Source organism: Pseudomonas brassicacearum, from assembly GCF_009601685.2.
In the GTDB taxonomy this organism is placed as follows: domain Bacteria; phylum Pseudomonadota; class Gammaproteobacteria; order Pseudomonadales; family Pseudomonadaceae; genus Aquipseudomonas; species Aquipseudomonas kilonensis_B.
Genome location: NZ_CP045701.2, coordinates 4181856 through 4207101, shown reverse-complemented (window position 1 = coordinate 4207101; position 25246 = coordinate 4181856). Strand labels below are relative to the sequence as shown.

The window sequence follows — 25246 nt, the reverse complement described above, 5'->3', positions numbered from 1 at the left end:
GCCTCGCGGTTGACGTTGATCTCAGGCGCCCCGAGCCTACGCGAGGTGCCGAGTGGTGGGGCAAAAAGCGTTTTGCTTACTTTTGACTGGGCCGGCTTCCGGGCTCTTCAAAAGTGAGCCGCCGCTGTAAGAGCGGAACCGCCAGCCGCCGCTACCGCAGCAACGGATATTCACCCCACCCCCAGATAAAAAAACGGCACTCCTCCAAAAAACGAAAGGCGCCGTTTTCCTCAAGCCAACCTCAAATCCTATTCAGCCTTGAAGCAATACACCGCCAGCTTGTTTCCATCCAGATCCCGTGCATAAGCTGCATAGGCATTGTCCGCCCAGCCACGCGGACCCGGCAGGCCTTCACATACGCCACCGCTCGCCAATGCCGCTGTATGGAACGCCAGAACCGCAGCACGGTTCGGTGCCTCGAAGCTCACCGTAACACCGTTACCAAGGGTCGCCGGACTGCCATTGGCCGGGTTGAGTACAAAGAACGAAGGCTTATCGACGCCCCAGATGGAACCGGCATCGTTGAGATCGGCAACACGCTTGAGGCCGATCTCCTTCAAGGTGGCATCATAAAACGCACGTGCTTTTGCCAGGTTGTTGGTACCGACGGTGACATGGGTAAAAACAGACATCTTGGTTTCCTTTCTATGGGGTAGTTGAACGATCGACCGAAACTCAGAAATGAATGACGGTGCGAATGCTTTGCCCGCTGTGCATCAACTCGAAGGCGTCGTTGATCTTGTCCAGGGTCATGACTTCAGATGTCCTTGACCAGCCGCAGCGCATCGTAGATGGCCGCGTGGGTATTACGCGCCGACACCGCGTCGCCGATCCGGAACAGCTGGAAGCGACCCTCTGGGTTGGTCACGATATTCTGGGTTTTGCCGGCGATCAGGTCGTGCTGTTCCACCGCGCCGTTATTGCTCGAATGCGGGCGCAGCTCGAAGTACAAATCGTCCAAGGGCAGGGTGCCGTGGTTGACCACCACCTGATCGACCACGCGCTGCTTGTGCACCTGGCCGTAATCGCTGCCGAAGTTGGCCAGCAACTGACCGTCGCGTTTCTCCACGGAATCGACCCGATAGGTGACCGTGAAGGTGACGTTCAAGTCTTGCAGGCTGCGCATGTAAGGCACCAGGTTCATCGCCATCACCTCCGGCGCAAACGACCGATCCGGCGTGACGATCTCCAGTTTTGCGCCGCTGTTGGCGATGACCTCGGCCGCCTGCAGCGCCGCATGGTCGCCGGCGTCGTCGAAGATCAGCACGTTCTGGCCGGGCTTGACGTCGCCGGAAATAATGTCCCAGGTCGACACCACCAGTTCATTGCCCTGCTTGAGCACTTCGGTATGGGGCAAGCCGCCGGTGGCGACGATCACCACGTCCGGCGCCTCGGCCATGACCGTCTCGGCTTCGGCCCAGGTGTTGAACTGGAACTTCACCCCCAGCCGTTCGCATTGCGCCATGCGCCAGTCGATGATGCTGATCATCTCGCGGCGACGCTCGCTCTGGGCAGTCAAGCGAATCTGCCCACCGGGCTGATCCGCCACTTCGAACACCGTGACGTCGTGGCCACGTTCGCCGGCCACCCGTGCCGCCTCCAGGCCCGCCGGGCCGGTGCCGATCACCACCACCTTGCGCTTGACAGCCGCCTTGGGGATTTCGTGGGGCATGGTGGTTTCGCGGCCAGTGGCGGCGTTGTGGATGCAATACGCAGCGCCGCCCTGATAGATGCGATCCAGGCAATAGTTGGCGCCGACGCAGGGGCGGATTTCTTCTTCGCGCTTCTCGATGATCTTGCGCACGATGTGCGGGTCGGTCATGTGCGCCCGGGTCATGCCGATCATGTCCACCTTGCCGGAGGCGATGGCGTGTCGCGCCGTGGCGACGTCCGGGATCTTGGCCGCATGGAACGTCGGGAAGCCGGTGGCCGAACGAATCTCGCCGGCAAAATCCAGGTGCGGTGAGTTGCGCATGCCCTGGATCGGAATCACGTCGGTGAGGCCGGCATCGGTATCGATGTGCCCGCGAACGACGTTGAGGAAGTCCACCAGCCCACTGTCCTTGAGCATGTGGGAGATCTGCAGGCCATCGCTGGCACCGAAGCCGCCGGGCAGGTCTTCATCGCCGGTGTAGCGCACCCCGAGCAGGAAATCCTCGCCACAACGCTGGCGAATGCCGCGCAACACATCAAAAGTGAAGCGCATCCGGTTTTCCAGCGAACCACCGTAGGGCCCGTCGAGATCGTTGGTCAGGGGCGACCAGAACTGATCCATGAGGTGCCCGTAGGCCTGCAGTTCCAACCCATCAAGACCGGCGGCCTTCATGCGTTCGGCGGCGTCCACGTAATCCTTGATGATCCGGTCGATGTCCCATTCTTCCATCTTTTTCGGGAAGGCCCGGTGGGACGCTTCACGACGATGGGAAGGCGATACCACCGGGAGCCAGTCGGCCTTGTCCCAGCGCGTACGCCGTCCCAGGTGGGTCAGTTGAATCATCACCGCCGCGCCGTGTTCGTGGCACTCGTCGGTCAGGTCCTTCATCCATTTGACCACTTCATCCTTGTACGCCAGCACGTTGTTGAACACTGGCGGGCTGTCCCGGGAAACGGCGGCGGAGCCCGCCGTCATGGTCAGCGCCACACCGGCCTTGGCGCGTTCAACGTGGTAGGCGCGGTACAGATCCTTCGGCATACCGTCGACAGGATAAGCGGGCTCATGGGAGGTGGTCATGATCCGGTTTTTGAGGGTCAGGTGTTTGATCTTATAGGGCTGCAGCAGAGGATCGCTGGACATGGTGTTGCGCTCCGGGAACAGAACATCAGGCTTGGTTTGACATAACGGTAAGTTGAATGTTCATGTGTGTCAATGATTGAGACACAGGTGTACATTTTTCTTGCGTGGCGGAAAAACCAGGATTACCATCCAGTCGAAACAGGGGTGATCCGGCATATCCGGTCGGTCATCCCGCATCGATCCAGAGTGCAAGGGGGCTATGCAAAGAACTATGAAAGTGCTCGTTGCGGTAAAACGCGCCATCGACCCGAATGTAAAAGTCCGGGTGAAAGCCGACGGTTCAGACGTTGAGCTCAATGGCGTGAAGATGGCCTTGAATCCGTTCTGCGAAATCGCGGTGGAAGAGGCGATTCGCCTCAAGGAGAAGGGGCTGGTATCCGAAGTGGTGGTGGTCTCGGTGGGCACTTCGGCCGCCCAGGAGCAACTGCGCACGGCTTTGGCACTCGGCGCGGATCGGGCGCTGCTGGTCGAGACGAGTGCGCTACTCGAGCCGCTCAACGTCGCCAAGTACCTGAGCAAAGTGATCGATCAGGAAAAGCCGCAACTGATCCTGTTCGGCAAACAGGCGATCGACCAGGAGAACAACCAGGTCGGGCAAATGGTCGCGCAGCTGATTGGCAGCGGTCAGGCCACTTACGCCTCTGCAATCAATCACGTTGAAGGGCAATGGGTGGTCGAGCGTGAGGTGGACGGTGGCAGCCAGGTGCTCGCCCTCGCGATGCCGGCTGTGGTGACCTGCGACTTGCGCCTGAACCAACCGCGCTACGCCTCGTTGCCGAACATCATGAAAGCCAAGAAAAAACCGCTGCAAATCATTGCCGCTGACACCTTGGGTGCGAGCGTGAAGGAACACGTTCGATTGTTAGGGGTTGTCCCGCCTGCGGTGCGCAAAGCGGGCATTAACGTCGGTTCGGTGGCCGAGCTGGTGGATAAACTGAAAAATGTTGCGGGGGTGATTTGATGCGCACATTGGTGATCGCCGAGCACAGTGCAGGTCAGCTGACGGCAGGTACGTGGAGTGCCGTGACCGCCGCCATGGCACTGGGGACCGAGACGGATTTGCTGGTGATGGGCGGGACGGACGCGTCGGCAGTGGCGCAACAGGCAGCACTGGCCCAGGGCCTGGACCGGGTGCTGCTCGCACAAGGTGCGATGTTCGAAAACGCCCTGGCTGAAAATGCCCAGCCGCTGATCACTTCACTGGTGGTCGAGGGGTATACGCACGTCGTTGCCGACGCCAGCAGCATGGGCCGCAATGTGTTGCCACGGGTCGCGGCCAGCCTGGATGTCGGCATGCTCTCCGACGTCACCCAGATTGTCTCGGCGGACACCTTCCAGCGCCCCATTTATGCCGGCAATGCCATCGCCACGGTGCAGTCCCTTGACCCGATCAAGTTGCTCACCGTTCGTGCCTCGGCGTTCGCCCAGGCCTTGTCCCATGAACATCGTTGCGAAGTGGTGGCGGTGGAGGGCGGGCAAAGCGCAAGCAACGTGCGTTTCGTGAGCGAACAACTGACGGCCAGTGAAAGGCCCGATTTGTCGAGTGCCCGCGTCGTTGTTTCCGGTGGCCGCGGCATGCAATCCAAGGAACATTTCGCCTTGATCGAGCGTGTGGCCGACAAGCTCGGTGGTGCCGTAGGGGCCTCGCGTGCCGCGGTGGATTCGGGTTTTGCCCCCAATGATTTGCAGGTCGGGCAGACGGGGAAAATCGTCGCGCCAGAGCTTTACATCGCCGCGGGTATCAGCGGCGCCATTCAACATTTGGCGGGCATGAGTGGCTCAAAGGTCATCGTTGCGATCAACCAGGACGCTGAAGCGCCGATTGCCCAAGTGGCGGATTACATGTGGGTGGCGGATTTGTTCGAGGCCTTGCCGGCGCTCGAAAACGCATTGTGAGTGCTGACATTTATAAGCGCCGCCAAATGGCGGAGGAGGGCCGAACGACCTGAATACATGAAGGGTTTTCGTATAACTAAAACTTATCCATGCATAACATAAAATCCCTTGAGGGTGTAATGGCACTCTGCTTTTATGAGGGAAGTTAATTCTTCTGCTGCCCTGCCAATAACTATTAATACAGTACGCGGAGATGCACCATGATGACGTTGTCCAGTAAAACTTGTATCGGTTGGCTTGCGGGTCTGGCGATGGCCGCCGGTAGCCTGATGGCTCACGCCGAGGAACCCACGCCTATCCGTATTGGATGGGTGAATTGGTCGGATACGGAAATCGCTGTAAAGCTGGCAGATACGGCATTGCGCGACCACTTGAAGCAACCGGTCAAATTGGTACTCGCCGATATTGGCATTCAGTTCCAGGCTTTGGCTAACGGCAATATCGACCTGATCCCAATGGTCTGGCTGCCGAGCACTCACAAGGCGTTCTACGACAAATACCAGGACAAGCTCGAAGACCTCGGCGTGCTGTATGAAGGTCGGATCGGCATGGCGGTGCCTACTTCTATTCCAACCAGCGAGATTGCCAGCGTCGAAGATCTTAATAAGCCAGAAGTGCGGGAGAAACTGGGCGGCAAGATCCTGACTTCGGAAGTGGGTAACGGTCAATACAAACTCACGGAAAAGGCCATCAAGGAATATAAACTCGATGGTTACAAGATGATCGCTTCTTCAGAGTCTGGAATGTTGAGTGAGCTCGATCGCAACCTCAAGCGTGACAAATGGTCGTTGATCAATGCCTGGAGCCCGCACTGGATGTTTGCCAAGTGGCCGCTGCGCTACCTGGATGATCCGAAGCAGATTTTCGGTGGTGCCGAGCAAATTCACGCGGTTGCCCGCAAAGGCTTCAGCGCCGAGCATCCCGATGTAGCCCGGTTCTTCGCCAACTTCAAGATCCCCAAGGCTGACCTTGAGAAGTTGATGTCCACCGCCCGTGACAGCTCGGCAGACAAGGTCGTTGCAGAGTACTACGCCGCCAACAAGCCTCGCTTCGAAGCGATGTTCGGTAGCCAGACCGCTTCCGCTACACCGTCCCAGTAATCCATTGCGGTGTTGCAGTCCGGTGCCCTTGGCCAGGTGTGAGGGGCGCCGGCCGTGTCGATGAGCTTAAAGCGATACCCTGAAAACTACGGCCAAGGCTTGCGTCGGTTAAGCCGTTGCAGTCCGGCTCGGGATGGGGTTGAAAATGATGGTAAACAATACCGGGCATGTGTTGTTGGAATCGGATGTCTTGAGTCGCGGGAAGTCGCTTCAACGAGCGCTTCATGCGGCGCTGTTGAACCAGGCTCGCAATGGAGAGCCGGATTCGATACAGGCGCATGCGAGTGTCCTGGATGCTGCCCGATGGACCTTGAAACAAACATTGGAAACACCACGTGCATTACCAGAGTGCCTGGCACCCAGTTTATCCCAGGCACTCAATGCTGCACCCAGGAGCAGTCCGCATCTGGCGTCGATACGGGATGCGTTGATGACGCTCTTGCCCCATCTTCACTGGATAAACCGCCAAGCTCGGGCCGACCAGGACAGCGCTTTCGTGGAGCGGCATCGCCACGGGATGATCGCCGGTCCGGGAGCGCTTTTTGAGTGTTCCACCTTGACCTTGGGGCTGGCGCTCATGATGCCCGAGACTTGCTACCCCTATCACCAACACCCTCCTGCCGAGTTCTATCTCGTTCTTTCGCCGGGCGACTGGTACCGGGAGGACGTGGGTTGGTGGAGTCCTGGCGCGGGGGGCGTGGTCTTCAATCCGCCTTCTTGCATGCATGCAATGAGATCGACGTGCGTTCCACTTCTTGCTTTATGGGGTTTGATTCATTCAGAGGCTGAGCTATGTCGGTAACCACACTGGGCATCAAATTGGATGGGGATACGCGTGCCAGGCTGAAGTCGGCGGCGGTCAAGTTGGATCGCACCTCACATTGGTTCATGAAGAAGGCGATTTTGCATTTCATTGAAAAAGTGGAGGCCGGGGCCGACGTTGAAGCGTTTGTAGCGGTCGAGGCGCTGGAAAGGGATACGTTGCGCCATAGCATCGCACGACGGCGCAGGGATAACGGCCCGCGTGACGATACCGCCCCGATGGCATCGACCAAGGATAGTGTGCACGGTGCGTGATCATGATGCGCCGCGGCCTCAGCTAGGCATCGCCTTGTGTCTTTTGTCCATGCTGATCTTTGCGAGCCAGGATGGCGTCACCAAAGTGCTGGTAAGGGATCTGCCCGTCGCCCAACTCGTCATGGTGCGCTATTGGGTATTCCTTGCGTTTGCCGTTGGCTATGGCATCTATCAGGGAGGTTTGCGAACCGCATGTCGAAGCCAGCATCCTTTTCTCCAGATAACTCGTGCCCTGGTTGGGGTGGGAGAAATCGCTTTGTTTGGATTTGGCCTGCGTTATCTTGGCTTGGCTGAGATGCATGCCTTGTATGCGGTTTTTCCCCTGATGACGCTGGCCTTGGCGGGAGCATTTCTGGGTGAGTTCATTGGCGTGCGTCGATGGATTGCCGCTGCGATAGGCTTCCTGGGCACGTTGGTTATCCTTCGCCCCGGCACGGGTGTCTTCGAACTCGCAGCGTTGATTCCCCTGATGTCCGCGCTGGGGTTCGCCGTGTTCAATGTGCTGACGCGGCGGATTAGCCGCGACGATTCGTTTGCTACGAACATGCTCTACATGGGTTTTTTCGGCGCAATGGCCGTCACGGTTCCCGGCCTTCCCGGATGGGTTGCGCCGAGTCCGATGGAGTGGGTCTTGATGGGGGTGCTTTCTTCCACAGGTGTAGTGGCCCAGCTTTTACTTATCCAGGCGCTCAGATATGCGACGGCGGCCACGCTCCAGCCTTTCAATTACACACTGCTGGTATTCGCCACGTTCATCGGCCTGTTCGTGTTTGGCGAATTGCCGGACCTATGGACAGTCGTAGGGGCGAGCCTGGTGGTCATCGGTGGTCTGTATGCGGTCAAGGCGAAAGGGTAGGTACCGCGATTTTCCTTATCGCCGACTCGTGATCCGCACAGAGCCATCCTTGGCTCTTCCAGGCACTACTGCTTAGAACTTGAAGCGCCCCACCAAGCCTTTGAGCTGCCCGGAAATATCCGTCAGACGCCCCGAGCCGGTCTGCGCCGAGTGGGCGAATTCCTCGACCAACTGGGCATCGGCATGGATCTGCGCGATGTGCCGGTTGATGTCTTCGGCCACCTGGTGCTGCTCCTCTGCCGCTGTGGCGATCTGCGTATTCTGGTCGCGGATCGAGTCCACCGAGTTGCGGATCTTGTCGAAGCTGTCGCGGGCCTGCTGGATGCGTTCCACACTGGTGTGCGACACCTGCAGGCTGCTTTGCATCTGTTGGGTCACTTCCTGGGTGCGCCGTGCCAGGTTGCCCAGCAGGCTGTCGATCTCGCCGGTGGAGTCGGCGGTGCGCCGCGCCAGGGCCCGGACTTCGTCGGCCACCACGGCAAACCCGCGACCTTGATCGCCGGCCCGTGCGGCTTCGATGGCGGCGTTCAGCGCCAACAGGTTGGTCTGCTCGGCGATGGAGCGAATGGTGTCGAGGATGGTGTTGATGTTCTTGCTGTCCTGTTCCAGCGCCTGCATGGTCTGGGTCGACTGTTGCAGGTCCTCGCTCAGTTTCATCACGCTGCCGGTGGCTTCGCCGATGTGATGCTGGCCATCGTGTACATCGCGATAGCCTTCGTCCGCACTGGACGCGGCCTGGCTGCACGAGCGGGCCACTTCGTTGGCGGTGGCGACCATTTCGTTGAACGCGGTGCTCACCAGTTCCACGGCCTGGCGCTGGCGCCCGGCCGCTTCGTTCATGTTCTGGGCCACTTCGCTGGTGTCGGCCGCGGCGGTTTGCAGATCGGATGAGGCACTACCGATGCGCTGCACCAGTTGAGCGATCATGCCCAGGAACTGGTTGAACCAGCTTGCCAGGGTGGCGGTTTCGTCCTTGCCTTGCACCGAGAGCTTGCGGGTGAGGTCGCCTTCACCTTCGGCGATTTCCTGCAGGCCGTTGGCAACGCCGCGGATCGGCCGCACGATCACGCTGGCGAAACTGGCGCCCACCACGGCGAAGACCACTGCCAGCGCGGCGGCGATGGCGGCGATCAGCCAAGTCAGGCTCGAGGCCTCGGCCATCACTTCATCGCGTTTGATCAGGCCGATGAAGCGCCAGCCCAGGTCTTTGGAAGTGACCACGTTGGCCATGTAAGACACGCCGTCAATCTCGATCTGGGTCACGCCATCGCTGCTCTTGGCCAGTTCGGCATAGTTGGGGCCCAGGTCGGCCAGCGGCTTGAAGTTGTGCTTGGCATCGGCAGGGTCCACCAGGACGTTGCCGTTGGCTTCCACCAGCATCAGGTAGCCGCTCTCGCCCAGCTTGATGTTCTTGACCAGTTCGGTCAGTTGCTTGAGCGATACGTCCAGGCCGACCACGCCCACCAGCTTGCCGCCAGCATCGGCGACGGTGTGCACGATGCCGATCAGCGACACATCGTCCGGCGCCCAGTAATAGGCATCGGTCTTCACGGTAGTGCCCGGATTGGCGATGGCCGCCTTGTACCAGGGGCGCACGCGTGGATCGTAGTTGGAAATCTTCGGATCATCCGGCCAACTGGCGTAGCCACCGTCCTCCAGGCCCAGGGAAAGATAGGCTGTGGTCGGGTGGCTCTTGGCGAATCTGTCAAAGATATCCAAAAGCTGTTTGTTGTTCTCGGGGAGAGGAATTTGTGCGGCGTCGGCACCGGAATAGTTTTTCAGGTCCTTGGCCGCGACGATCCGCGGATCCTTGGCGAAGAATTCGACGTTTTGCATGATGCCATCGAAGAACTGCTTCATGCCGTTGTCGATCTGACGGATTTCACGTCCGCTGCTGTCCAGGAAGTTGGCTTTTGCGGCGTCGCGCAGGTTCAGCACGACAAGCACCGCCACCAGGATAACCGGAAGGCAGGCGATGGCCGCGAACGCCCATGTCAGCTTCTGTTTGATATTCATGACTTCTCCCGCGGAATATTTTAAGTGTTGGAACGGCGGAAACAGCTGTGGTTGGCGTTGCGAGTCTCTTAAAGGGAAAAGCGCCCATACCTACTGCCAGTGTATCGACCAAAGTCGTAGGCACTTGAGGCTTGCCATTTTGGCGCGGGTCGACCAGTAGGGGGCGCTGGGGTGATTGCAGCCGGTTTGACTAGTCTGGAAGATAGTGTGGTTTGCTCTGTTCCTTCGCCCGGTGGTTCAAGACACCCGCGTGCCGTCAATCCTCATCGTCTTTAATGTATTAACGAGGCCCTATGCCAAGCGCATTCGAGAGCGTACTCAAAAACAAGAACATGGCTTATCGACCACTCGGATCGGCGCCTGCCAGCCAGGCACCGATCCGCGTCGCGTTTGTATTGATGGATAATTTCTCGATGATGTCCTTCACCGGTGCGGTGGACGCGCTGGTGACCGCCAACCTGATGAGCGACATGCCCCTCTACAAGGTGCTCACGGTAGGGGTTTCGGGTGGGCAAGTGACGAGCGACCTGGGCATTGTCATCTCGACCGACATCGAACTGGCGCAGATGCCGGAAAACCAGGACGTGCTGATTGTCGCCGGAGGCTTTCGCGTGAAGTTGCAAGGCCATCCCTTGCTGCGACGCAAGCTGCGCGCCAACGCGGCGTCCGGGGCGATACTGGGAGGGCTGTGGAACGGCGCCTTCTTCGTGGCCGATGCCAATCTGCTGGACGGTTTCGAATGCGCTGTCCACCCGGAAAGCCGCGCCATGATGGCGGAGGTGTTCCCCCACGTGAAGGTGTCCAACCGGGCCTATGTCGTTGATCGGGAGCGGGTCAGTTGCGCGGGCGCCAACAGTTCGCTGCGCATGATGCTCCAGTTGATTCGCCAGACGGGCGGGGCGGCGCTGGTGGGCGCCATCGAGGAAATTCTTCGCTGTGACGAGTCAGGCGATGATGCGACAGACTTGCCTCCGGTCTTCGTCGAGACCGACCCGACGCTGCCGGAAAGCCTCAAGCTGGCGTTGGAGCTGATGTGGCAAAACGTAGAAGAGCCGTTGACCATCGATGAGCTGGCGGCGTGCGTCAAGATTTCCAAACGACAGTTGGAGCGGCGGTTCTGCAGTTTTCTCGGTGCGACCCCCACACGCTATTACTTGGAGCTGCGCTTGACCCGTGCCCGTCAGCTTATCCAGCAAACCAATCGATCCGTGACCGAAATCGCCGTGGCGACAGGCTTCGTCAGCTCCCCGCACTTCCAGCGTCGTTTCCGGGATTTTTTTGGGGTGCCGCCTGGTAGCTATCGCTCCAGACTCGAGCGAAAACAAGCGTTGCGCTGAGGTCTCGGTGTCACACGTTTTTTCTATGCAGCCGAGCGGCTCGATCTCTCGATCAGGTCGCTCGGACCTTCTGGATCATGTACAGAACGATACAACCCGTGGCGCACATCCAAATGATCGACCCGGTCGCGGCCACGATCATTGAGAGGTCTGAGTCATGCTCGATCATGCCTGGAACGGCGTACGCGAACCAAAGCAGTGAGACAATAGCGTAGGTCAACAGCGACATCAGGAGTTCGAATATCTTTTTTGCGTGCATGAATCTATCCCACCCGCCAAGAGTAGGCAGGCACTTCAGGTGATCGGGTCAGGTTGCCTTTTTCTGTCTGCGCAGAAATAAAGGGTCTCGCCGTATTTGCTGGCGAGCCGTTGCGAGGCCGCGCCATCAAATACGAAGACATCCATGTCAGAGCGTTTTGCTCTGTAGTGACTTTCGCACGAGTGCGAAAGGCAACGCCGCAGACTAGCGGCGTCGGAATCAGCTCTTGTCGTCTGGTTGTGCTTCGGCAGGCAGTTCGTCGGACTGTGATGCGGTCAAGGTGGAGCCGTTGCAGAGCACTTTCCCTACTTCATCAGCCACCGAGCCCTCGACGATTCGCCCCTGCATCTCGTCAAACTGAACGTTTTCCAGGGCCTCGACGCTGTTGTACATACCCATGTGACGGACATTGTGGTTCGCGCAATCGAGCTCCAGTTTTGTATAGCTGGTGAAGTAGGCCCCGGTTCTTCGGATGGTCGCGTGAATACCTGGACCATTCTCAGCAAACGAGACGATGGAGTATTCGGCAGCGGAATCGTCGTAGTTATATTTGATTGTCTGCACGTCCGCTGAGGCGCAGCACGTCACGAATAATACGGCGATGGATATAACCGTTTTCATGCTTTCTTCCATGAAATTAAGCTAAAGCTCAGGGGTGGATGGCAAAGTGAAATCATTTTGCTTGGCTTGTAACATTGAGTCAACAATCCAATGTGACGGTTTGGTGACTGCTGGTCAAGAAAGCCGGACTTCCAGTGGAACTTCTTAGACGATCAGGGTTCGCGTGCAACAGACACGCGCAGGCGTGCAAGCGTTTCCCCACACCATTAGGCCGCGCCTCACAGAGTGAAGCTTGAATTCGCCGGATTGCCGGGGGGTTTTTAGATTTTTTTCACCCAAAAATCCCCCTTGGGCAATGAACTCCGTTATTTCGAGCTTTCTTTCTCCGCGAGGATAAAATCGAACATCAGCGCAGCAACAATCGTTGCGCCAGAAACCAGGAAAAGCACGGTGTGATGTCCGCCGCTGGTATTGAACAGCGCTGAATAGGCAAACCCGGCCATGGCCTGAAAGGTAGCAATGAACCGGTGGCACGGCTCCAGGCGACTTGTTGGCGATGATGGTCCGGCACCAGTTCATGCAACCGGGCCAGGGCCGAAGGCACGATGCCAGGGAACGAACCGATGATCAGCGCCAGCAACGCCAATGCCATGAAGGTGTGTGAAATCGCCAGCATGCCAAGGCAAAGGACCAATCGAATACTCCTGCGCGCCCCGACGGGGGCGCCCAAGTCGTGCATTTTGGAACTATCGCGAACAGGCTCGCTCCCACAAGGCTTCCCGCTTGCTTCATGGCATCTGCGGCAATTCCTGCGGCCGTAGGTCGAACACCAGCACCTCGGCATCCCGGCCGTTATTGAAGGTCAGGAGCTGCTCCTCGCGCACCCGCACGCCATCACCTTCCTGTAACGATATGCCGTTGAGTTCCACAGCACCTCGTGCCACGTGCACATAGGCATAGCGATCCGGCGCCAGGGTCAGGGTGGCGCTTTGTTCGCCATCGAACAGCCCGGCGTAGACCCGTGCATCCTGGCGCACCTTGAGCGAGCCGTCGGCACCGTCGGGGGAGATGATCAATTGCAGGCGACCGCTTTTCTGCTCGCTGCTGAAATGCTCCTGTTGGTAGCGGGGCGTGGCGCCGCTGACGTTGGGCACGATCCATATTTGCAGGAAGTGCACAGGCTCGTCCGCACTATGGTTGAACTCGCTATGGGCCACGCCGCTGCCGGCACTCATCAACTGCACGTCACCCGGGCGAATGACCGAGCCCGTGCCCAGGGTGTCCTTGTGTTCCAGCGCCCCTTCAAGCACATAGGAAAAGATCTCCATGTCCCGGTGGGGATGCTGGCCGAACCCTTTGGCAGCGGCGACGCGGTCATCGTTGATGACCAGCAGGTCGGAGAAGCCCTGTTCGTTGAGGTCACGGTAGTTGGCGAACGAGAAGGTGTGGAACGAGGTCAGCCAGCCGTGGCGGGCAATGCCGCGATCCGAAGCTTTGCGAAGGGTCAGCATGATGAATTCTCCTGAGTCTATGGGCGACGGCTGGGGCCGTTCGCCGGGTTCAGAAGAAGGTTAATGGTTATCAAAATGTTCAATAAGCAGCTGGAAAACGAAATACTGTCCGTTATCGGTAGACAATCGAGAATGCTACCGGCGGATGCTTCGCTTCGACATAATGCATAAACCCTATGGGAGCGAGCTTGCTCGCGATAGCGTCGGGTCAGTTGGAATTGATGCGACTGCCTCGACGCTATCGCGAGCAAGCTCGCTCCCACAGGGGCATTTATAGTGTCTGGATTTTTTGGCGTCTTCCCGATGAAAACCGTTGCAATGGTGCTGTTCCCGGATTTTTTGCTGCTCGACATGGCTGGGCCTCTGGAGGTGTTTTCCATCGCCAATCGCTATCTCGAGCCGGATCAGCGTTATCAATTGCTCACCCTGGGCACCGAGCGCGGGCCATTGCGAGCGTCCAATGGCGTGACGGTGCAGGCCGATATCCATATCGACCAGGCATGGGCGGCCTATGACGTGTTGCTGGTGCCGGGCGGGCCGGGAGCCTATAACGACCAGCATCCGGGGTTGCACACCTGGCTGCGGGCCGCGGCGCAACGGGCCACGCGCTACGGCTCCATCTGCACTGGGGTCTTTGTGCTCGGTGAGGCGGGCTTGCTCGACGGTTATCGCGTCACCACCCACTGGCATTACACCGAACGTTTGTTACAGCGTTTCCCCAAGGCCCTGGTGGAAACCGACAAGATCTTCCTGCAGGATCGGCGTCTGATCACCTCCGGCGGCGTCACCGCCGGGATTGACCTGGCCCTGTCCATCGTCGCCCAGGACCATGGCCGCAAAGTCGCGTTGGACGTGGCCAAGGTGTTGCTGGTAGTGATGAAGCGCCAGGGTGGACAGGCGCAGTTCAGCCCCTCGGTGGCGGCGGTGTCGACGCAGGAATCGGCCATTACCCGCGTGCAGAATCATGTGATGGAACGTCTGGAAGAACCCTTCACCATCGAGCGCATGGCCGCGCTGGCGGCCATGAGCGCGCGGCATTTCGCCCGGGTCTTCGCCCGTGAAGTGAAGATGACGCCCATGGAGTTCCTGCAGGGCGCACGCATCGACCGGGCGCGTCAGTTGCTGGAAAGCACCGACCTGCCGCTCAAGACCGTGGCGTTTCGCAGTGGCTTCGGCAGTGTGCGGCACATGCGCTTCTTGTTCAGCGAAAAGCTCGGGCTGACGCCGGTGCAGTATCGCCAGCAGTTCAGTTGAGCCATGGTGTCCGTCCAGGGCACCGTGATGTCCGTGACGCTCCCTGTGCCAGTATTGTCCTCAAGCCTGTGCCTGCCAAGATAACGGCGAACCCTTTGGAAAGGATGCGCAGGAGCCAGGGCAGACGTGTTCGATGATTCGCACGCTGACGCCCGCACCGGTTATCCGGCGCTGGATCGCCCATGAACAGTTTCGTCAAACCCGATAGCGAGCCGGCGGTGGGCTTCGGTCCGTTTGCCTTCTACCGGCAGCAGCGGCTGGTCACCCGTGACGGCCAGCCCCTCGCACTGGGCGGCCGTGCCCTGGATGTCCTGCAGGTGCTGGTGGAACACGCCGGCCACTACGTCAGCACGCAAACGCTCATCGCCCACGTCTGGCCTGACAGCGTCGTGGAGGCCATCAACCTGCGGGTGCACATCGCGGCGCTGCGGCGGGCCTTCGGTGATGGACGCAGCGGCGCTCGCTATATCCTCAATCATCCTCGACAAGGCTATTGCCTTGCAGTGCCCCTGGCGTTGCAAGAGCGCGTTGAGTCGCCTGTCAGTCCCCAAGCCGAGCGACACAACCTGCCTGCACGCTTGAGCCCGGTGGTGGGTCGCGACAAGGTCCTGGGGCGGTTGCTGGCGCAAGTGCCCCGTCAAACCGTGACCACCGTCACCGGCCCCGGCGGGGCCGGCAAGACCACGGTGGTGTCGCGGGTGGCGGAGCTGCTGCTCGAACACTTTGAAGACGGTGCCTGGTTCGTTGACCTGGCGGCCATCAGCGATCCCTCACAAGTGGTGGCGCAAGTGGCCGGCGTGCTGGGCGTGGAGCAGGGGGCTTTGGCTTGCTCCCTCGAACCCTGTCGGATGTTGCTGGTGCTCGATGGTTGCGAGCACCTGCTCGAGGCCTGTCGGGAACTGGTCCAGGCAGTGGCTGCGACGGCGCCCGGGGTGTCGCTGCTGCTCAGCAGTCGCGAACCCTTGGACTTGCCGGACGAAAGGATTGTCACGCTGCCGGGCCTGGCCGTGGCGTCGTCCCTGGAACCGGCGCACCAGATCGAGGCATGTCCGGCGGTGCAGTTGTTGATCGAGCGGGTTGGCGCCCGGCAGGAGGGTTTCAAGCCGGATGGCCGCGACTGGCCGACGCTTGCACAGATCTGCCAGCGCCTGGACGGGTTGCCGCTGGCGTTGGAACTGGCGGCGGCCCAGGTTGACGTGTTGGGGGTGGCGGGGGTCCTGGAACAACTGGACTACGGTTTATCACTCTTGAGCCACGGGCGGCGTACCGCGGTGGCCCGACACCAAAGCCTGGAGGCGGTGCTGGACTCGAGTTTCGAGCGTTTGAGCACTGACGAACAAACCGCATTCCAGCGCCTGGCGGTGTTCGAGGGGCCGTTTACGCTCAAGGCGGCGCTGGCCGTGATCAGTTGCGCTGAATTGAGTGTCGGGCAATTACCCTCGCTGCTGTCGCGGCTGGTAAGCGTGTCACTGCTGATGGTCGAGCCGCTTGCCGAAGGGGAGCGCTTTCATCTGCTCCACACCACTCGCGCCTATGCCATGGACAAACTGCGGCGCAGTGGTCAGTGGCCTGTGTTTCATCGGCGTTACGTGCTGCAAGGCGCTTGGGGAGCCCGGCGTTCAAGGCCCCAACCGTCAAGTCAGCGCCTGGAGCAGCATGCTGGCTTCCAATAGGTCGGGGGTCTCGAAACCTTCGGTAAAGCGTCGATAGACGGGCCCGAGCAGTGCCTGCGCTGCATGCGCTTGCCCTTGGCGCTGCCACAAACGAGCCAGGGACGTGGCGCTGCGCAGTTCCCAGGCCAGGGCCTGGTGACGACGGGCAATGCCCAGGGCGGCCAGCAGTTGCGCTTCGGCTGCTTCCTCTAGAGAGGGGTCGTTGCGGGCCAGCAAGGTCTCGGCACTGGCCCGCAGGATCTGCGCAGAACACCAGCCCGCGGCGCCACTGCGGGCCCGTTCGATTTGCGCCGGGCTGACGAAGTCGCTGCGCAGGGTGATGGCGATGTCCTGGATCAACCCGTCTGGCGGGCGCGTTGTCAGGGGCTGGTCATCGAATGCGCGGTCGTAATGGCAAGCCCAGTCATGGAACAGCATCACCGAATGTTTCTTGGCCTGCTGCTTCAGCAGGTCGAGCCTTTCCCGGGCAGTCGGATAATCGCCGTTGTAGTGGGCGATCACGCAACCGGCCAGCGCCAAGGTGTAGCAGATCGAAATACCGTGGTTGATCTGCACGGCGATCTGCAACGCCAGGTCGGCAGTGCGCCGGGCTTTCTCGGCAAAACCTTGCAGCCAGAGGATGCGCGCCAGAATCGTCAGCGCGGCTACGCTTTGATCGTATTGCACGCCGAAGCCGTGGGTGAAACGGCTGCGGTGACCGCTCTGGGCCAGGCGCTGGATTACCTGTTCGGCTTCGCGCCGCGCCGCGCCCTGGTCGCCGGTGAAATGCAGCGCCAGCACCCGCAGGCGTTGGGCGCTCAAGGACAGGATCGGATCGCCCTGCAAGCCCAACCGGTCGAAATCCAGGCTGTGTGCCAGGGCCTGTTGGTAGCTGCCGCAACTGAGGTCGACGGTCATTTGCCCCGACACGGCCCGCAGCTCGCCGGCCAGGTCCTGGCATTGCCGGGCCAGTTGCCGGGCCGCGCCAAAGGCGCGGACGGTGGTCGGCGTGCCACCCTCGGTGTGGTAGCTGAAACTGGCGTGGGCCAGTTCCAGGGCCAGCGTCAGGCGAGGACATGGCGCGGGGCTGGCCTGCAACAGTTGCAGCGCTTTGTTGACGTAGAGACCGTGTTCCTTGAGCAGCGACAACTCCTGCCAGAGGGGCAGGGTACGGGCGGTCAGGCGGATCGCGACGGCGTGTGAACCCTGCGGGCCCAAGCCTCGGTCGAGTGCCGCGCGGATGTCGTCGCGATAGTCGGCGTAGCGGGCGATCCACAGTCGGGTGGGGGTGTTTTCCCAATCGCTTTCCGCTTGCCCCATGAGCGCCAGGCAGCGCTCGGCGTGGCGTTCCTGGCTGACCGCCAACTCCCCGGCTTCGGCCAGTTGTTCCAAGGCATAGCGGCGGGTAGTGTCCAGCAGGCGATAGCGCACCTCTTCATCGCCGATCTCTACATTGAGCAACGATTTGGCGACCAACTGGCTGACCGACACCAGCACCTGGTCGGGCGCGACGTGCTGGCCGACGATCACCGCGGCGGCCGAGGCCAGGTTGAAACTGCCCATGAACACCGCCAGCCGCCGCAGGCAGGTCTGCTCGCAGGCCGTGAGTAACGTGAAGCTCCAGTCCAGCGTGGCGCGTAGGGTCTGCTGGCGCGGTGCGGCGTCGGTGTCGTTGTGAAGCAGGGCGACGCTGTCTTGCAGTTGCCGCTGAAGTTCCTCCAGGGTGAAGCGGTCCAGTTGTCCGGCGGCCAGTTCGATGGCCAAGGGAATGCCGTCCAGCCGCTGGCAGATGTCGACCACCAACGGCACCTCGTGGTCGCTCAGTTCGAAGTCGTCACGACTGGCCAGCGCGCGCTCGGCAAACAGTTGAAGCGCCGGGTATTCCAGGGCGGGACAGCCTTCGATGGGCATTTCCCGGGGCGGGAACGCCAGGGCGTCCAGGCGCTGCACGTGTTCACCTTCGGCGCGCAAACCTTCGCGGCTGGTGGCCAGGATGTGCAGGTGGGGGGCGCCGCGCAGCAGGGTTTCGCTGAGCTGGGCGATGGCGTCGATCAGGTGCTCGCAGTTGTCGATCACCAACAGCAGATGCCGCTCCCTGAGCTGCCGGGCGATGGCGTCCAGCGGATCACCGTCCTGCAGTGGAAGCTCGAGCAATGCGCACAGGTTGGGGGCGATCATGGCCGCGTCGTTGAGCGATGCCAGGTCCAGCAGATGCGTACCGTCACGGTACTGGCCGATCAGCCGTTCAGCCACCCGCAGGGCAACGCTGGTCTTGCCGATGCCGCCGGTGCCGACCAGGGTAATGAAGCGTTTTCGCGGCAGTTGGGCCACCAGGTTTTCCACCAGGGCCTGGCGTCCGATCAGGCGCGTGCGCTGCAGCGGCAGGTTGCGCGTCAAAGACGGATGAGGAATATGCGCCCATTGGTCGAACGGCTCGAATGACAGTGGCGCGACAAAACTGTAGCCGCGCTGCGCCACGGTGACGATGTAGCGCTGCCCGGCCTGGCCATCCCCGAGGGCCTTGCGCAGTGCCGCCACGTGCACGCGCAGGTTGGTGTCTTCCACCACGCTCCTGGGCCAGACCCGGGCGATCAGTTGCTGCTTGCTCACCACCTCGCCAGCGTGTTCGAGCAGCACCAGCAGAATCTCCACGGCCCGCCGTCCCAGGCGCAACGGTTGCCCACCCTCGAGCACCAGGCGCTGGCGAGGATGGACCCGATAAGGGCCGAAATGCACCGTCTGTTCGACGGGCAGGCTGAGGTATTGGCTCATGTTGCTCTCAATGTTCTGGTCCCGGTGCTGGGGCGTTACCCGAGCATATTCCTCAGGTTTGGTTACAAGCGCAACGGCGCAGGCTCTACTCCCAGTCTTCCAGCCGGCAAATCCCGTGGCGAGGGAGCTTGCTCGCGCTGGGCTTCTGTAGGAGCTGGCGAAGCCTGCGATTTTTTGATCTTTTGATCTTTTGATCTTTCGATCTTTCGATCTTTCGCTTGAGATTCAAGTGTCTTTGGAAAGATCGCAGCCTCGTTGCACTCGACAGCTCCTACACAGCTCCTACACAGCTCCTACACAGCTCCTACAGAGCTTCTACAGAGCTTCTACAGAGCTCCTACACAGCTCCTACAGAGCTTCTACAGAGCTTCTACGCAGCTGCTACGGGGGCGGCCCCGCGGAAGCGGGTTTTTAACACCGCCGTGCCGAAAAAATTAACAACGTTTAACTCACGCAGGTACCCCCCATGGCTGGACCATAAAGCGATCCACCCACCTCAAGGAGTCATGTCATGAGCACCTTCATCACCCGCGACGGCACCGAGATTTACTACAAGGATTGGGGCAGTGGTCAACCGGTGGTCTTCAGCCACGGCTGGCCGTTGAACTCGGACAGTTGGGAGGCGCAGATGATGTTCCTGGCGTCCAATGGCTACCGGGTGATCGCCCATGACCGCCGTGGGCACGGGCGCTCCAGCCAGCCCTGGGACGGCAACGACATGGACACCTACGCCGATGACCTGGCCGAGCTGATCGAGCGCCTGGACTTGAAGGATGCGGTGTTGCTCGGCTTCTCCACCGGCGGTGGCGAAGTGGCGCGCTACATCGGCCGCCATGGCGCCGCCCGTGTCGCCAAGCTCGGCCTGATTTCGGCGGTGACGCCGCTGATGCTCAAGACTCCGGCCAACCCCGGCGGTCTGCCTGTGGAAGTGTTCGACGGTTTCCGCCAGGCCTCCCTGGCCGACCGTTCTCAGCTATACAAAGATGTGGCCAGCGCGTTTTTCGGTGCCAACCGCCCGGGCGCCAAGGTGTCCCAAGGCATGATCGACTGGTTCTGGATGCAGGGCATGCTCGCCGGCCACAAGAACACCTACGACTGCATCAAGGCGTTCTCGGAAACCGATCTTTCCGAAGACCTGCGCAACATCGACGTGCCGACCCTGGTGGTCCATGGCGATGACGATCAGGTGGTCCCCATCGAAACGGCTGGCATCGCCGCCGCCAAGTTGCTCAAGAACTCCCAGTTGCTGATCTACCCCGGCGCGCCCCACGGCCTGACCGACACCCACAAGGACCGCCTGAACGCGGACCTGCTGGCGTTCATCCAGGGTTGATCAAACCATGAAACTGTGGGAGCGGGTTTGCTCCCACAGGATCGATAGGACTCACACCCATGAACCGCAACGATTTACGCCGTCTCGACATGAACCTGCTGGTGATCTTCGAGGCGCTGATGTTCGAGAAAAACCTGACCCGCGTTGCCGAAAAACTGTTCATGGGCCAGCCGGCGGTGAGCGCGGCGCTGGGGCGGCTGCGGGATCTGTTCGATGATCCTTTGCTGATCCGCCACGGGCGCGGCATGGAGCCGACGCCGCGAGCCCTGGCGATCCTGCAAGAGCTGCAACCGGCCATGGACACCATCTCTGGCGCGGTCAGCCGCGCCAAGGCGTTCGATCCGTCAACCAGTTGCGACGTGTTTCGCATCGGTCTGTCCGACGATGCCGAATTCGGCCTGTTTCCACCGCTTCTGAGTCAACTGCGCGAAGAAGCGCCGGGGATCATCGTGGTGGTGCGCCGGGCCAATTTCCTGCTGATGTCGTCGCTGCTGGCCAGCGGTGAAATCAGCGTCGGCGTCAGCTACACCACCGATCTACCGGCCAATGCCAAGCGCAAGAAGCTGCGGGACATTCCTTGCAAAGTCTTGCGTGGCGACAAGCGCCCGGGGCCCTTGACCCTGGACGAATACTGTTCGCGGCCCCACGCCATGGTCTCGTTCTCGGGCGACCTGAGCGGCAACATCGACCTGGACCTGGCCCGCATCGGCCGGACCCGCAAAGTGGTGCTGGCGGTGCCGCAATTCAGCGGCCTGCGGGCCTTGCTGGCCGGCACCGAACTGATCGCCACCGTGCCCGACTATGCCGCCTGCGCGCTGGTGGAAGGCTGCGCGCTGCGCGCCGAGGACCCGCCGTTCGAGATCAATGCCGCGGAACTGTCGATGGTCTGGAGCGGCGTGCATGACAACGACCCGGCCGAGCGCTGGCTACGCTCGCGCATTGCCAGCCATATGTCCCAACCGCTGCCAGCGGCGGCTTCGATCGCCGCGGACGGAGCCCACCGATGAACATGACCGATGAGCGCCCGCTGCAGGATCTGGGCTTGTTGTTCCTGCGCCTGAGTGGCGCGTTGTTTTTGCTGTGGGTCCATGGGTTGCCGAAGCTGTTGCACTACAGCGTCGAGCTGACCCGTATCGAAGACCCGTTTCACCTTGGCGCGGCGCCGACCCTGGTCCTGGCGATTTTCGCCGAGGTGCTGTGTCCGCTGCTGATCATGGCCGGTGTGTTGGTGCGCCTGGCGTGCTTGCCGATCCTGTTTCTGCTGGTCGTGGCGCTGCTGGTGGTGCACCCGCAGTGGAGCCTGGAAGAAGGCCAGTTCGGCTGGCTGCTGCTGATCGTATTTACCAGTGTGTTGATCGCCGGGCCCGGACGCCTGGCAATCAATACGCGTTTTGTTGGAGTGCTTCGTCATGTCTGAGTCTCAAACCGTTGAATCCACCGCGAGCCCGGCCAAGCCCGGCTTCGATGAAATCGTGACCCTGGTGGTCAAGCACCGGATCAAGGCCGGCCAGGACGCGGCGTATGAAGCCTGGTTGCGCCGCATCGTGCGCGTGGCCGGTCAATGGCCAGGGCACCTGGGGGTGGATGTGGTGCGGGGCAAGCAGGACGGGCTGGCGCTGTTCACCTGCGTGCTGCGCTTCTGTTCCACCGAGGCCATGCAACGCTGGCTGGACTCGCCCGAGCGCCGCGAACTGGTGGAGGAGGCCATGCCGTTGCTGGCCGACGGTGACCAGACCGAAGTCGGGGCGCACAAGGAATTCTGGTTCACCCCGCTGGCCGATGCGGCCACACCGCCGCCACGCTGGAAGCAGGCCGTGGTAACGCTGCTGGTCATCCTGCCGCACACCTTGCTGGTGCCGCTGATCTGGGGGCCGTTGCTGCAACTCAACAGTTTTCTTTCCAACTACGTGGTGGCCACGTTCCTGATCACCCTGACCATCGTGCTTTCGGTGGTGTACGTGTGCATGCCGCTGGCGACCCGGCTGTTCGCACCGTGGCTTGAGGACTCGAAAGCTCACGTGCACCTGGAGCCCTGAGCAGCGCCGAGCTTTTGTGACTAGCACTGTTGTGGCGAGGGGATTTATCCCCGTGGGATCGCGAAGCGATCCCTCTAAATGTCGCCGCCTATCGATTCATTTATCGTCAAAGGAAATCCGATGAACGCCGATCTGATTCTGTTCAATGGCCAGTTCCATACCGTCGACCGTGAAAAACCCCGCGCCAGCGCGGTTGCCATCAGCCAGGGGCGCTTCGTCGCCGTGGGCACCGACGCCGAGGCCATGGCCCTGCGCGGCAGCGCTACCCAAGTCATCGACCTCAAGGGCCGCACCGTCATTCCCGGGCTCAACGACTCGCACTTGCACCTGATCCGTGGCGGCCTGAACTACAACCTGGAGCTGCGCTGGGAAGGCGTACCGTCCCTGGCCGACGCCTTGCGCATGCTCAAGGACCAGGCCGACCGCACGCCGACGCCGCAATGGGTGCGCGTGGTGGGCGGCTGGAACGAATTCCAGTTCGCCGAAAAGCGTATGCCGACCCTGGAAGAACTCAACCAGGCCGCTCCCGACACGCCAGTGTTCGTGTTGCACCTGTACGACCGTGCCTTGCTCAACCGTGCCGCGCTGCGGGTGGCCGGCTACACCCGTGACACGCCGAACCCGCCGGGTGGCGAGATCGTGCGTGACAGCAAGGGTGAACCCACCGGCATGCTGGTGGCACGGCCTAACGCGATGATCCTGTACTCGACGTTGGCCAAGGGGCCGAAGTTGCCGTTGGAGTACCAGGTCAACTCCACCCGCCAGTTCATGCGTGAACTCAATCGCCTGGGCCTGACCAGTGCCATCGATGCCGGCGGCGGCTTCCAGAACTACCCGGACGACTACGCGGTGATCGAGCAGTTGGCTCGGGAGGAGCAGTTGACGGTGCGCATCGCCTACAACCTGTTCACCCAGAAGCCCAAGGAAGAGCTCACCGACTTCAAGAACTGGACCGGCAGCGTCAAGTTGCACCAGGGCGATGATTTCCTGCGGCACAACGGCGCCGGGGAAATGCTGGTGTTCTCGGCGGCGGATTTCGAGGACTTCCTGGAGCCGCGCCCGGACCTGCCGCCTGGCATGGAGCAGGACCTGGAGCCCGTGGTCCGGCACCTGGTGGAGCAGCGTTGGCCGTTCCGCCTGCATGCCACCTATGACGAATCCATCAGCCGCATGCTCGATGTGTTCGAAAAAGTGAACCGCGACATCCCGTTCAACGGCCTGCCTTGGTTTTTCGACCACGCCGAGACCATCACGCCGAAAAACATCGAGCGTGTGCGAGCGCTGGGCGGCGGCATCGCGATCCAGGATCGCATGGCCTTCCAGGGTGAATACTTCGTCGACCGCTACGGTGCCAAGGCTGCCGAAGCCACGCCGCCGATCAAGCGCATGCTCGCCGAAGGCGTGCCGGTGGGCGCCGGCACCGACGCCACCCGCGTCTCCAGCTACAACCCCTGGACCTCGTTGTACTGGATGGTCAGCGGTCGCACGGTCGGTGGCCTTTCGTTGCACGAAGAAGGCTTGCCGCGCCTGACGGCGTTGGAACTGTTTACCCACGGCAGTGCCTGGTTCTCGTCGGAGCAGGGCAAGAAAGGCCAGATCAAGGTTGGCCAATTGGCGGACCTGGCGGCCCTGAGCGCGGACTTTTTCAGCGTCGAGGAAGAAGCCATCAAGTGGATCGAGTCGGTGCTGACCGTGGTCGACGGCAAGGTGGTGTACGCCGCCGGCGACTTCGAAAAACTCGGGCCGGCCAGCGTCCCGGTGCTGCCCGACTGGTCGCCGGTGGTCAAGGTCCCGGGCCACTGGCGCCCGACGTCACCGTTGCAGGCCCAGGTCCACCAGTGCAGCGGTCCGTGCACGGTGCATTCCCACAGCCATGAACGGGCGCGGTTGTCGAACGTCCCGGTCAGTGATTTCCAAGGCTTCTGGGGCGCATTTGGCTGTTCCTGTTTTGCCTTTTGACTAACACGCGGATTTCCCCCTGAGGGAGCGAGCTTGCTCCGGTCGGCGATCCGACGATGGCGGCGGAACATTCAACGTCGCCGCCGCCTGACACGCCGCTATCGCGAGCAAGCTCGCTCCCACAAGGTTTTGTAACATCCATCCCAAAGGAGTCATCCCATGAGCAACGTTCCCGCCTACAACCGTCTGAACAAAGACGACGCGGTCGTCCTGCTGGTCGATCACCAGACCGGCCTGATTTCCCTGGTCCAGGATTTCTCGCCCAACGAGTTCAAGAACAACGTGCTGGCCTTGGCCGACCTGGCGAAGTTCTTCGAACTGCCGACCATCCTGACCACCAGCTTCGAACAAGGCCCCAACGGTCCGATCGTGCCGGAGCTCAAGGAAATGTTCCCGGATGCGCCGTACATCCCCCGTCCAGGCCAGATCAATGCCTGGGACAACGAAGATTTCGTCAAGGCGATCAAGGCCACCGGCCGCAAGCAACTGATCATCGCCGGCGTGGTCACCGATGTCTGCGTGGCGTTCCCGACCCTGTCGGCGCTGGCTGAAGGTTTCGACGTGTTCGTTGTGACCGACGCTTCGGGTACGTTCAACGAAACCGTGCAACAGGCCGCCTGGGTGCGCATGACCGCGGCCGGCGCGCAAATGATGAACTGGTTCTCGGTGGCCTGTGAGCTGCACCGCGACTGGCGCAACGACATCGAAGGCCTGGGCAACCTGCTGTCCCAGCGCATTCCGAACTACCGCAACCTGATGAACAGCTACGCGGCGCTGACGGCCAAGTAAGCGGTCCATGCTGAACGACGCCCGCCGTGTGCGGGCGTTTTTGT

General features: G+C 61.0%; 21 protein-coding genes and 2 pseudogenes. 15 read left to right on the top strand and 8 right to left on the bottom strand.

Going from position 1 to position 25246, the window contains the following annotated elements:
- Window positions 1-248: 248 nt before the first annotated feature.
- Complete coding sequence (locus tag GFU70_RS17730; protein WP_153388514.1) at window positions 249-632, bottom strand: VOC family protein; 384 nt, start codon at window positions 630-632, stop codon at window positions 249-251.
- 125 nt (window positions 633-757) lie between these two features.
- Window positions 758-2794: an NADH:flavin oxidoreductase gene (locus GFU70_RS17725; protein ID WP_153388513.1), complete on the bottom strand. Its 2037-nt coding sequence runs from the start codon at window positions 2792-2794 to the stop codon at window positions 758-760.
- 211 nt (window positions 2795-3005) lie between these two features.
- Here GFU70_RS17725 and GFU70_RS17720 point away from each other — a divergent pair, with 211 nt between their 5' ends.
- The 6 genes from GFU70_RS17720 to GFU70_RS17695 all read left to right on the top strand — a co-directional run bounded on the left by GFU70_RS17720 (window position 3006) and on the right by GFU70_RS17695 (window position 7723).
- Complete coding sequence (locus GFU70_RS17720) at window positions 3006-3755, top strand: electron transfer flavoprotein subunit beta/FixA family protein (RefSeq protein WP_116641860.1); 750 nt, start codon at window positions 3006-3008, stop codon at window positions 3753-3755.
- A complete protein-coding gene (locus GFU70_RS17715) occupies window positions 3755-4690 on the top strand; it encodes an electron transfer flavoprotein subunit alpha/FixB family protein (protein ID WP_153388512.1) in 936 nt (311 codons plus the stop codon). Before GFU70_RS17720 ends, GFU70_RS17715 begins: the two co-directional genes overlap by 1 nt.
- 200 nt (window positions 4691-4890) lie before the next feature.
- Window positions 4891-5790, top strand: a complete 900-nt coding sequence (locus GFU70_RS17710; protein ID WP_153388511.1) for a glycine betaine ABC transporter substrate-binding protein — start codon at window positions 4891-4893, stop codon at window positions 5788-5790.
- Window positions 5791-5923: 133 nt separating this feature from the next.
- Window positions 5924-6592: a dimethylsulfonioproprionate lyase family protein gene (locus tag GFU70_RS17705; RefSeq protein WP_058546425.1), complete on the top strand. Its 669-nt coding sequence runs from the start codon at window positions 5924-5926 to the stop codon at window positions 6590-6592.
- Window positions 6583-6867: a hypothetical protein gene (locus GFU70_RS17700; protein ID WP_058546426.1), complete on the top strand. Its 285-nt coding sequence runs from the start codon at window positions 6583-6585 to the stop codon at window positions 6865-6867. The genes GFU70_RS17705 and GFU70_RS17700 overlap by 10 nt, the downstream gene beginning before the upstream one ends.
- Entirely contained in the window at window positions 6860-7723 is an 864-nt protein-coding gene (locus GFU70_RS17695) for a DMT family transporter (RefSeq protein WP_226920918.1), read from the top strand. Before GFU70_RS17700 ends, GFU70_RS17695 begins: the two co-directional genes overlap by 8 nt.
- Window positions 7724-7795: 72 nt before the next feature.
- Here GFU70_RS17695 and GFU70_RS29150 read toward each other — a convergent pair whose 3' ends face one another.
- Window positions 7796-8563 (bottom strand): methyl-accepting chemotaxis protein, encoded by a 768-nt coding sequence (locus GFU70_RS29150; protein WP_413468870.1) that lies wholly within the window; start codon window positions 8561-8563, stop codon window positions 7796-7798.
- A 93-nt stretch (window positions 8564-8656) separates the two neighbouring features.
- Window positions 8657-9739, bottom strand: a pseudogene (locus GFU70_RS29145) (cache domain-containing protein); the annotation flags it as partial.
- A 293-nt stretch (window positions 9740-10032) separates the two neighbouring features.
- On the opposite strand from GFU70_RS29145, the gene GFU70_RS17685 reads away from it, so the two are divergent.
- Window positions 10033-11076 carry a GlxA family transcriptional regulator gene (locus tag GFU70_RS17685; protein WP_153388510.1) on the top strand — a complete coding sequence of 348 codons (1044 nt, stop codon included), beginning with the start codon at window positions 10033-10035 and terminating at the stop codon, window positions 11074-11076.
- A 478-nt stretch (window positions 11077-11554) separates the two neighbouring features.
- On the opposite strand, the gene GFU70_RS17680 is transcribed toward GFU70_RS17685, so the two are convergent.
- The 3 genes and pseudogenes from GFU70_RS17680 to GFU70_RS17670 all read right to left on the bottom strand — a co-directional run bounded on the left by GFU70_RS17680 (window position 11555) and on the right by GFU70_RS17670 (window position 13407).
- Window positions 11555-11956 (bottom strand): hypothetical protein, encoded by a 402-nt coding sequence (locus tag GFU70_RS17680; protein WP_116641866.1) that lies wholly within the window; start codon window positions 11954-11956, stop codon window positions 11555-11557.
- A gap of 305 nt (window positions 11957-12261) precedes the next feature.
- Window positions 12262-12626 (bottom strand): annotated as a pseudogene (locus GFU70_RS17675) (YbfB/YjiJ family MFS transporter); the annotation flags it as partial.
- Between the two features lie 58 nt (window positions 12627-12684).
- Window positions 12685-13407, bottom strand: a complete 723-nt coding sequence (locus GFU70_RS17670) for a pirin family protein (protein WP_058546430.1) — start codon at window positions 13405-13407, stop codon at window positions 12685-12687.
- Between the two features lie 303 nt (window positions 13408-13710).
- On the opposite strand from GFU70_RS17670, the gene GFU70_RS17665 reads away from it, so the two are divergent.
- Window positions 13711-14661: a GlxA family transcriptional regulator gene (locus GFU70_RS17665; RefSeq protein WP_058546431.1), complete on the top strand. Its 951-nt coding sequence runs from the start codon at window positions 13711-13713 to the stop codon at window positions 14659-14661.
- A gap of 182 nt (window positions 14662-14843) precedes the next feature.
- Window positions 14844-16334, top strand: coding sequence for an ATP-binding protein (locus GFU70_RS17660; protein ID WP_116641869.1), 1491 nt, complete (start codon window positions 14844-14846; stop codon window positions 16332-16334).
- On the opposite strand, the gene GFU70_RS17655 is transcribed toward GFU70_RS17660, so the two are convergent.
- A complete protein-coding gene (locus tag GFU70_RS17655) occupies window positions 16296-19085 on the bottom strand; it encodes an ATP-binding protein (protein WP_116641870.1) in 2790 nt (929 codons plus the stop codon). The two genes, GFU70_RS17660 and GFU70_RS17655, sit on opposite strands and share 39 nt — an antisense overlap.
- 511 nt (window positions 19086-19596) lie before the next feature.
- Here GFU70_RS17655 and GFU70_RS17650 point away from each other — a divergent pair.
- The 6 genes from GFU70_RS17650 (at window position 19597) to ycaC (ending at window position 25202) form a co-directional block, all read left to right on the top strand.
- Complete coding sequence (locus GFU70_RS17650) at window positions 19597-20418, top strand: alpha/beta fold hydrolase (protein WP_003203408.1); 822 nt, start codon at window positions 19597-19599, stop codon at window positions 20416-20418.
- A 59-nt stretch (window positions 20419-20477) separates the two neighbouring features.
- Complete coding sequence (locus tag GFU70_RS17645; RefSeq protein WP_063320460.1) at window positions 20478-21425, top strand: LysR family transcriptional regulator; 948 nt, start codon at window positions 20478-20480, stop codon at window positions 21423-21425.
- On the top strand, window positions 21422-21835 hold the full coding sequence (locus GFU70_RS17640; RefSeq protein WP_058546140.1) for a DoxX family protein: 414 nt from the start codon (window positions 21422-21424) through the stop codon (window positions 21833-21835). Before GFU70_RS17645 ends, GFU70_RS17640 begins: the two co-directional genes overlap by 4 nt.
- Window positions 21828-22454: an antibiotic biosynthesis monooxygenase gene (locus GFU70_RS17635; RefSeq protein WP_058546141.1), complete on the top strand. Its 627-nt coding sequence runs from the start codon at window positions 21828-21830 to the stop codon at window positions 22452-22454. The genes GFU70_RS17640 and GFU70_RS17635 overlap by 8 nt, the downstream gene beginning before the upstream one ends.
- Window positions 22455-22574: 120 nt before the next feature.
- The gene (locus GFU70_RS17630) at window positions 22575-24413 is read left to right on the top strand and encodes an amidohydrolase (RefSeq protein ID WP_058546142.1); all 1839 of its coding nucleotides are present in this window, start codon (window positions 22575-22577) and stop codon (window positions 24411-24413) included.
- 159 nt (window positions 24414-24572) lie between these two features.
- Window positions 24573-25202, top strand: a complete 630-nt coding sequence (ycaC, locus tag GFU70_RS17625; RefSeq protein WP_153388509.1) for an isochorismate family cysteine hydrolase YcaC — start codon at window positions 24573-24575, stop codon at window positions 25200-25202.
- Window positions 25203-25246: the final 44 nt, after the last annotated feature.

Excerpts from the sequence above, each read along its gene's own strand:
- GFU70_RS17730 (WP_153388514.1), bottom strand. The coding sequence starts at position 632 with ATGTCTGTTTTTACCCATGTCACCGTCGGTACCAACAACCTGGCAAAA.
- GFU70_RS17725 (WP_153388513.1), bottom strand. The coding sequence starts at position 2,794 with ATGTCCAGCGATCCTCTGCTGCAGCCCTATAAGATCAAACACCTGACC.
- GFU70_RS17720 (WP_116641860.1), top strand. The coding sequence starts at position 3,006 with ATGAAAGTGCTCGTTGCGGTAAAACGCGCCATCGACCCGAATGTAAAA.
- GFU70_RS17715 (WP_153388512.1), top strand. The coding sequence starts at position 3,755 with ATGCGCACATTGGTGATCGCCGAGCACAGTGCAGGTCAGCTGACGGCA.
- GFU70_RS17710 (WP_153388511.1), top strand. The coding sequence starts at position 4,891 with ATGATGACGTTGTCCAGTAAAACTTGTATCGGTTGGCTTGCGGGTCTG.
- GFU70_RS17705 (WP_058546425.1), top strand. The coding sequence starts at position 5,924 with ATGGGGTTGAAAATGATGGTAAACAATACCGGGCATGTGTTGTTGGAA.
- GFU70_RS17700 (WP_058546426.1), top strand. The coding sequence starts at position 6,583 with ATGTCGGTAACCACACTGGGCATCAAATTGGATGGGGATACGCGTGCC.
- GFU70_RS29150 (WP_413468870.1), bottom strand. The coding sequence starts at position 8,563 with ATGAACGAAGCGGCCGGGCGCCAGCGCCAGGCCGTGGAACTGGTGAGC.
- GFU70_RS17685 (WP_153388510.1), top strand. The coding sequence starts at position 10,033 with ATGCCAAGCGCATTCGAGAGCGTACTCAAAAACAAGAACATGGCTTAT.
- GFU70_RS17680 (WP_116641866.1), bottom strand. The coding sequence starts at position 11,956 with ATGAAAACGGTTATATCCATCGCCGTATTATTCGTGACGTGCTGCGCC.
- GFU70_RS17670 (WP_058546430.1), bottom strand. The coding sequence starts at position 13,407 with ATGCTGACCCTTCGCAAAGCTTCGGATCGCGGCATTGCCCGCCACGGC.
- GFU70_RS17665 (WP_058546431.1), top strand. The coding sequence starts at position 13,711 with ATGAAAACCGTTGCAATGGTGCTGTTCCCGGATTTTTTGCTGCTCGAC.
- GFU70_RS17660 (WP_116641869.1), top strand. The coding sequence starts at position 14,844 with ATGAACAGTTTCGTCAAACCCGATAGCGAGCCGGCGGTGGGCTTCGGT.
- GFU70_RS17655 (WP_116641870.1), bottom strand. The coding sequence starts at position 19,085 with ATGAGCCAATACCTCAGCCTGCCCGTCGAACAGACGGTGCATTTCGGC.
- GFU70_RS17650 (WP_003203408.1), top strand. The coding sequence starts at position 19,597 with ATGAGCACCTTCATCACCCGCGACGGCACCGAGATTTACTACAAGGAT.
- GFU70_RS17645 (WP_063320460.1), top strand. The coding sequence starts at position 20,478 with ATGAACCGCAACGATTTACGCCGTCTCGACATGAACCTGCTGGTGATC.
- GFU70_RS17640 (WP_058546140.1), top strand. The coding sequence starts at position 21,422 with ATGAACATGACCGATGAGCGCCCGCTGCAGGATCTGGGCTTGTTGTTC.
- GFU70_RS17635 (WP_058546141.1), top strand. The coding sequence starts at position 21,828 with ATGTCTGAGTCTCAAACCGTTGAATCCACCGCGAGCCCGGCCAAGCCC.
- GFU70_RS17630 (WP_058546142.1), top strand. The coding sequence starts at position 22,575 with ATGAACGCCGATCTGATTCTGTTCAATGGCCAGTTCCATACCGTCGAC.
- ycaC (WP_153388509.1), top strand. The coding sequence starts at position 24,573 with ATGAGCAACGTTCCCGCCTACAACCGTCTGAACAAAGACGACGCGGTC.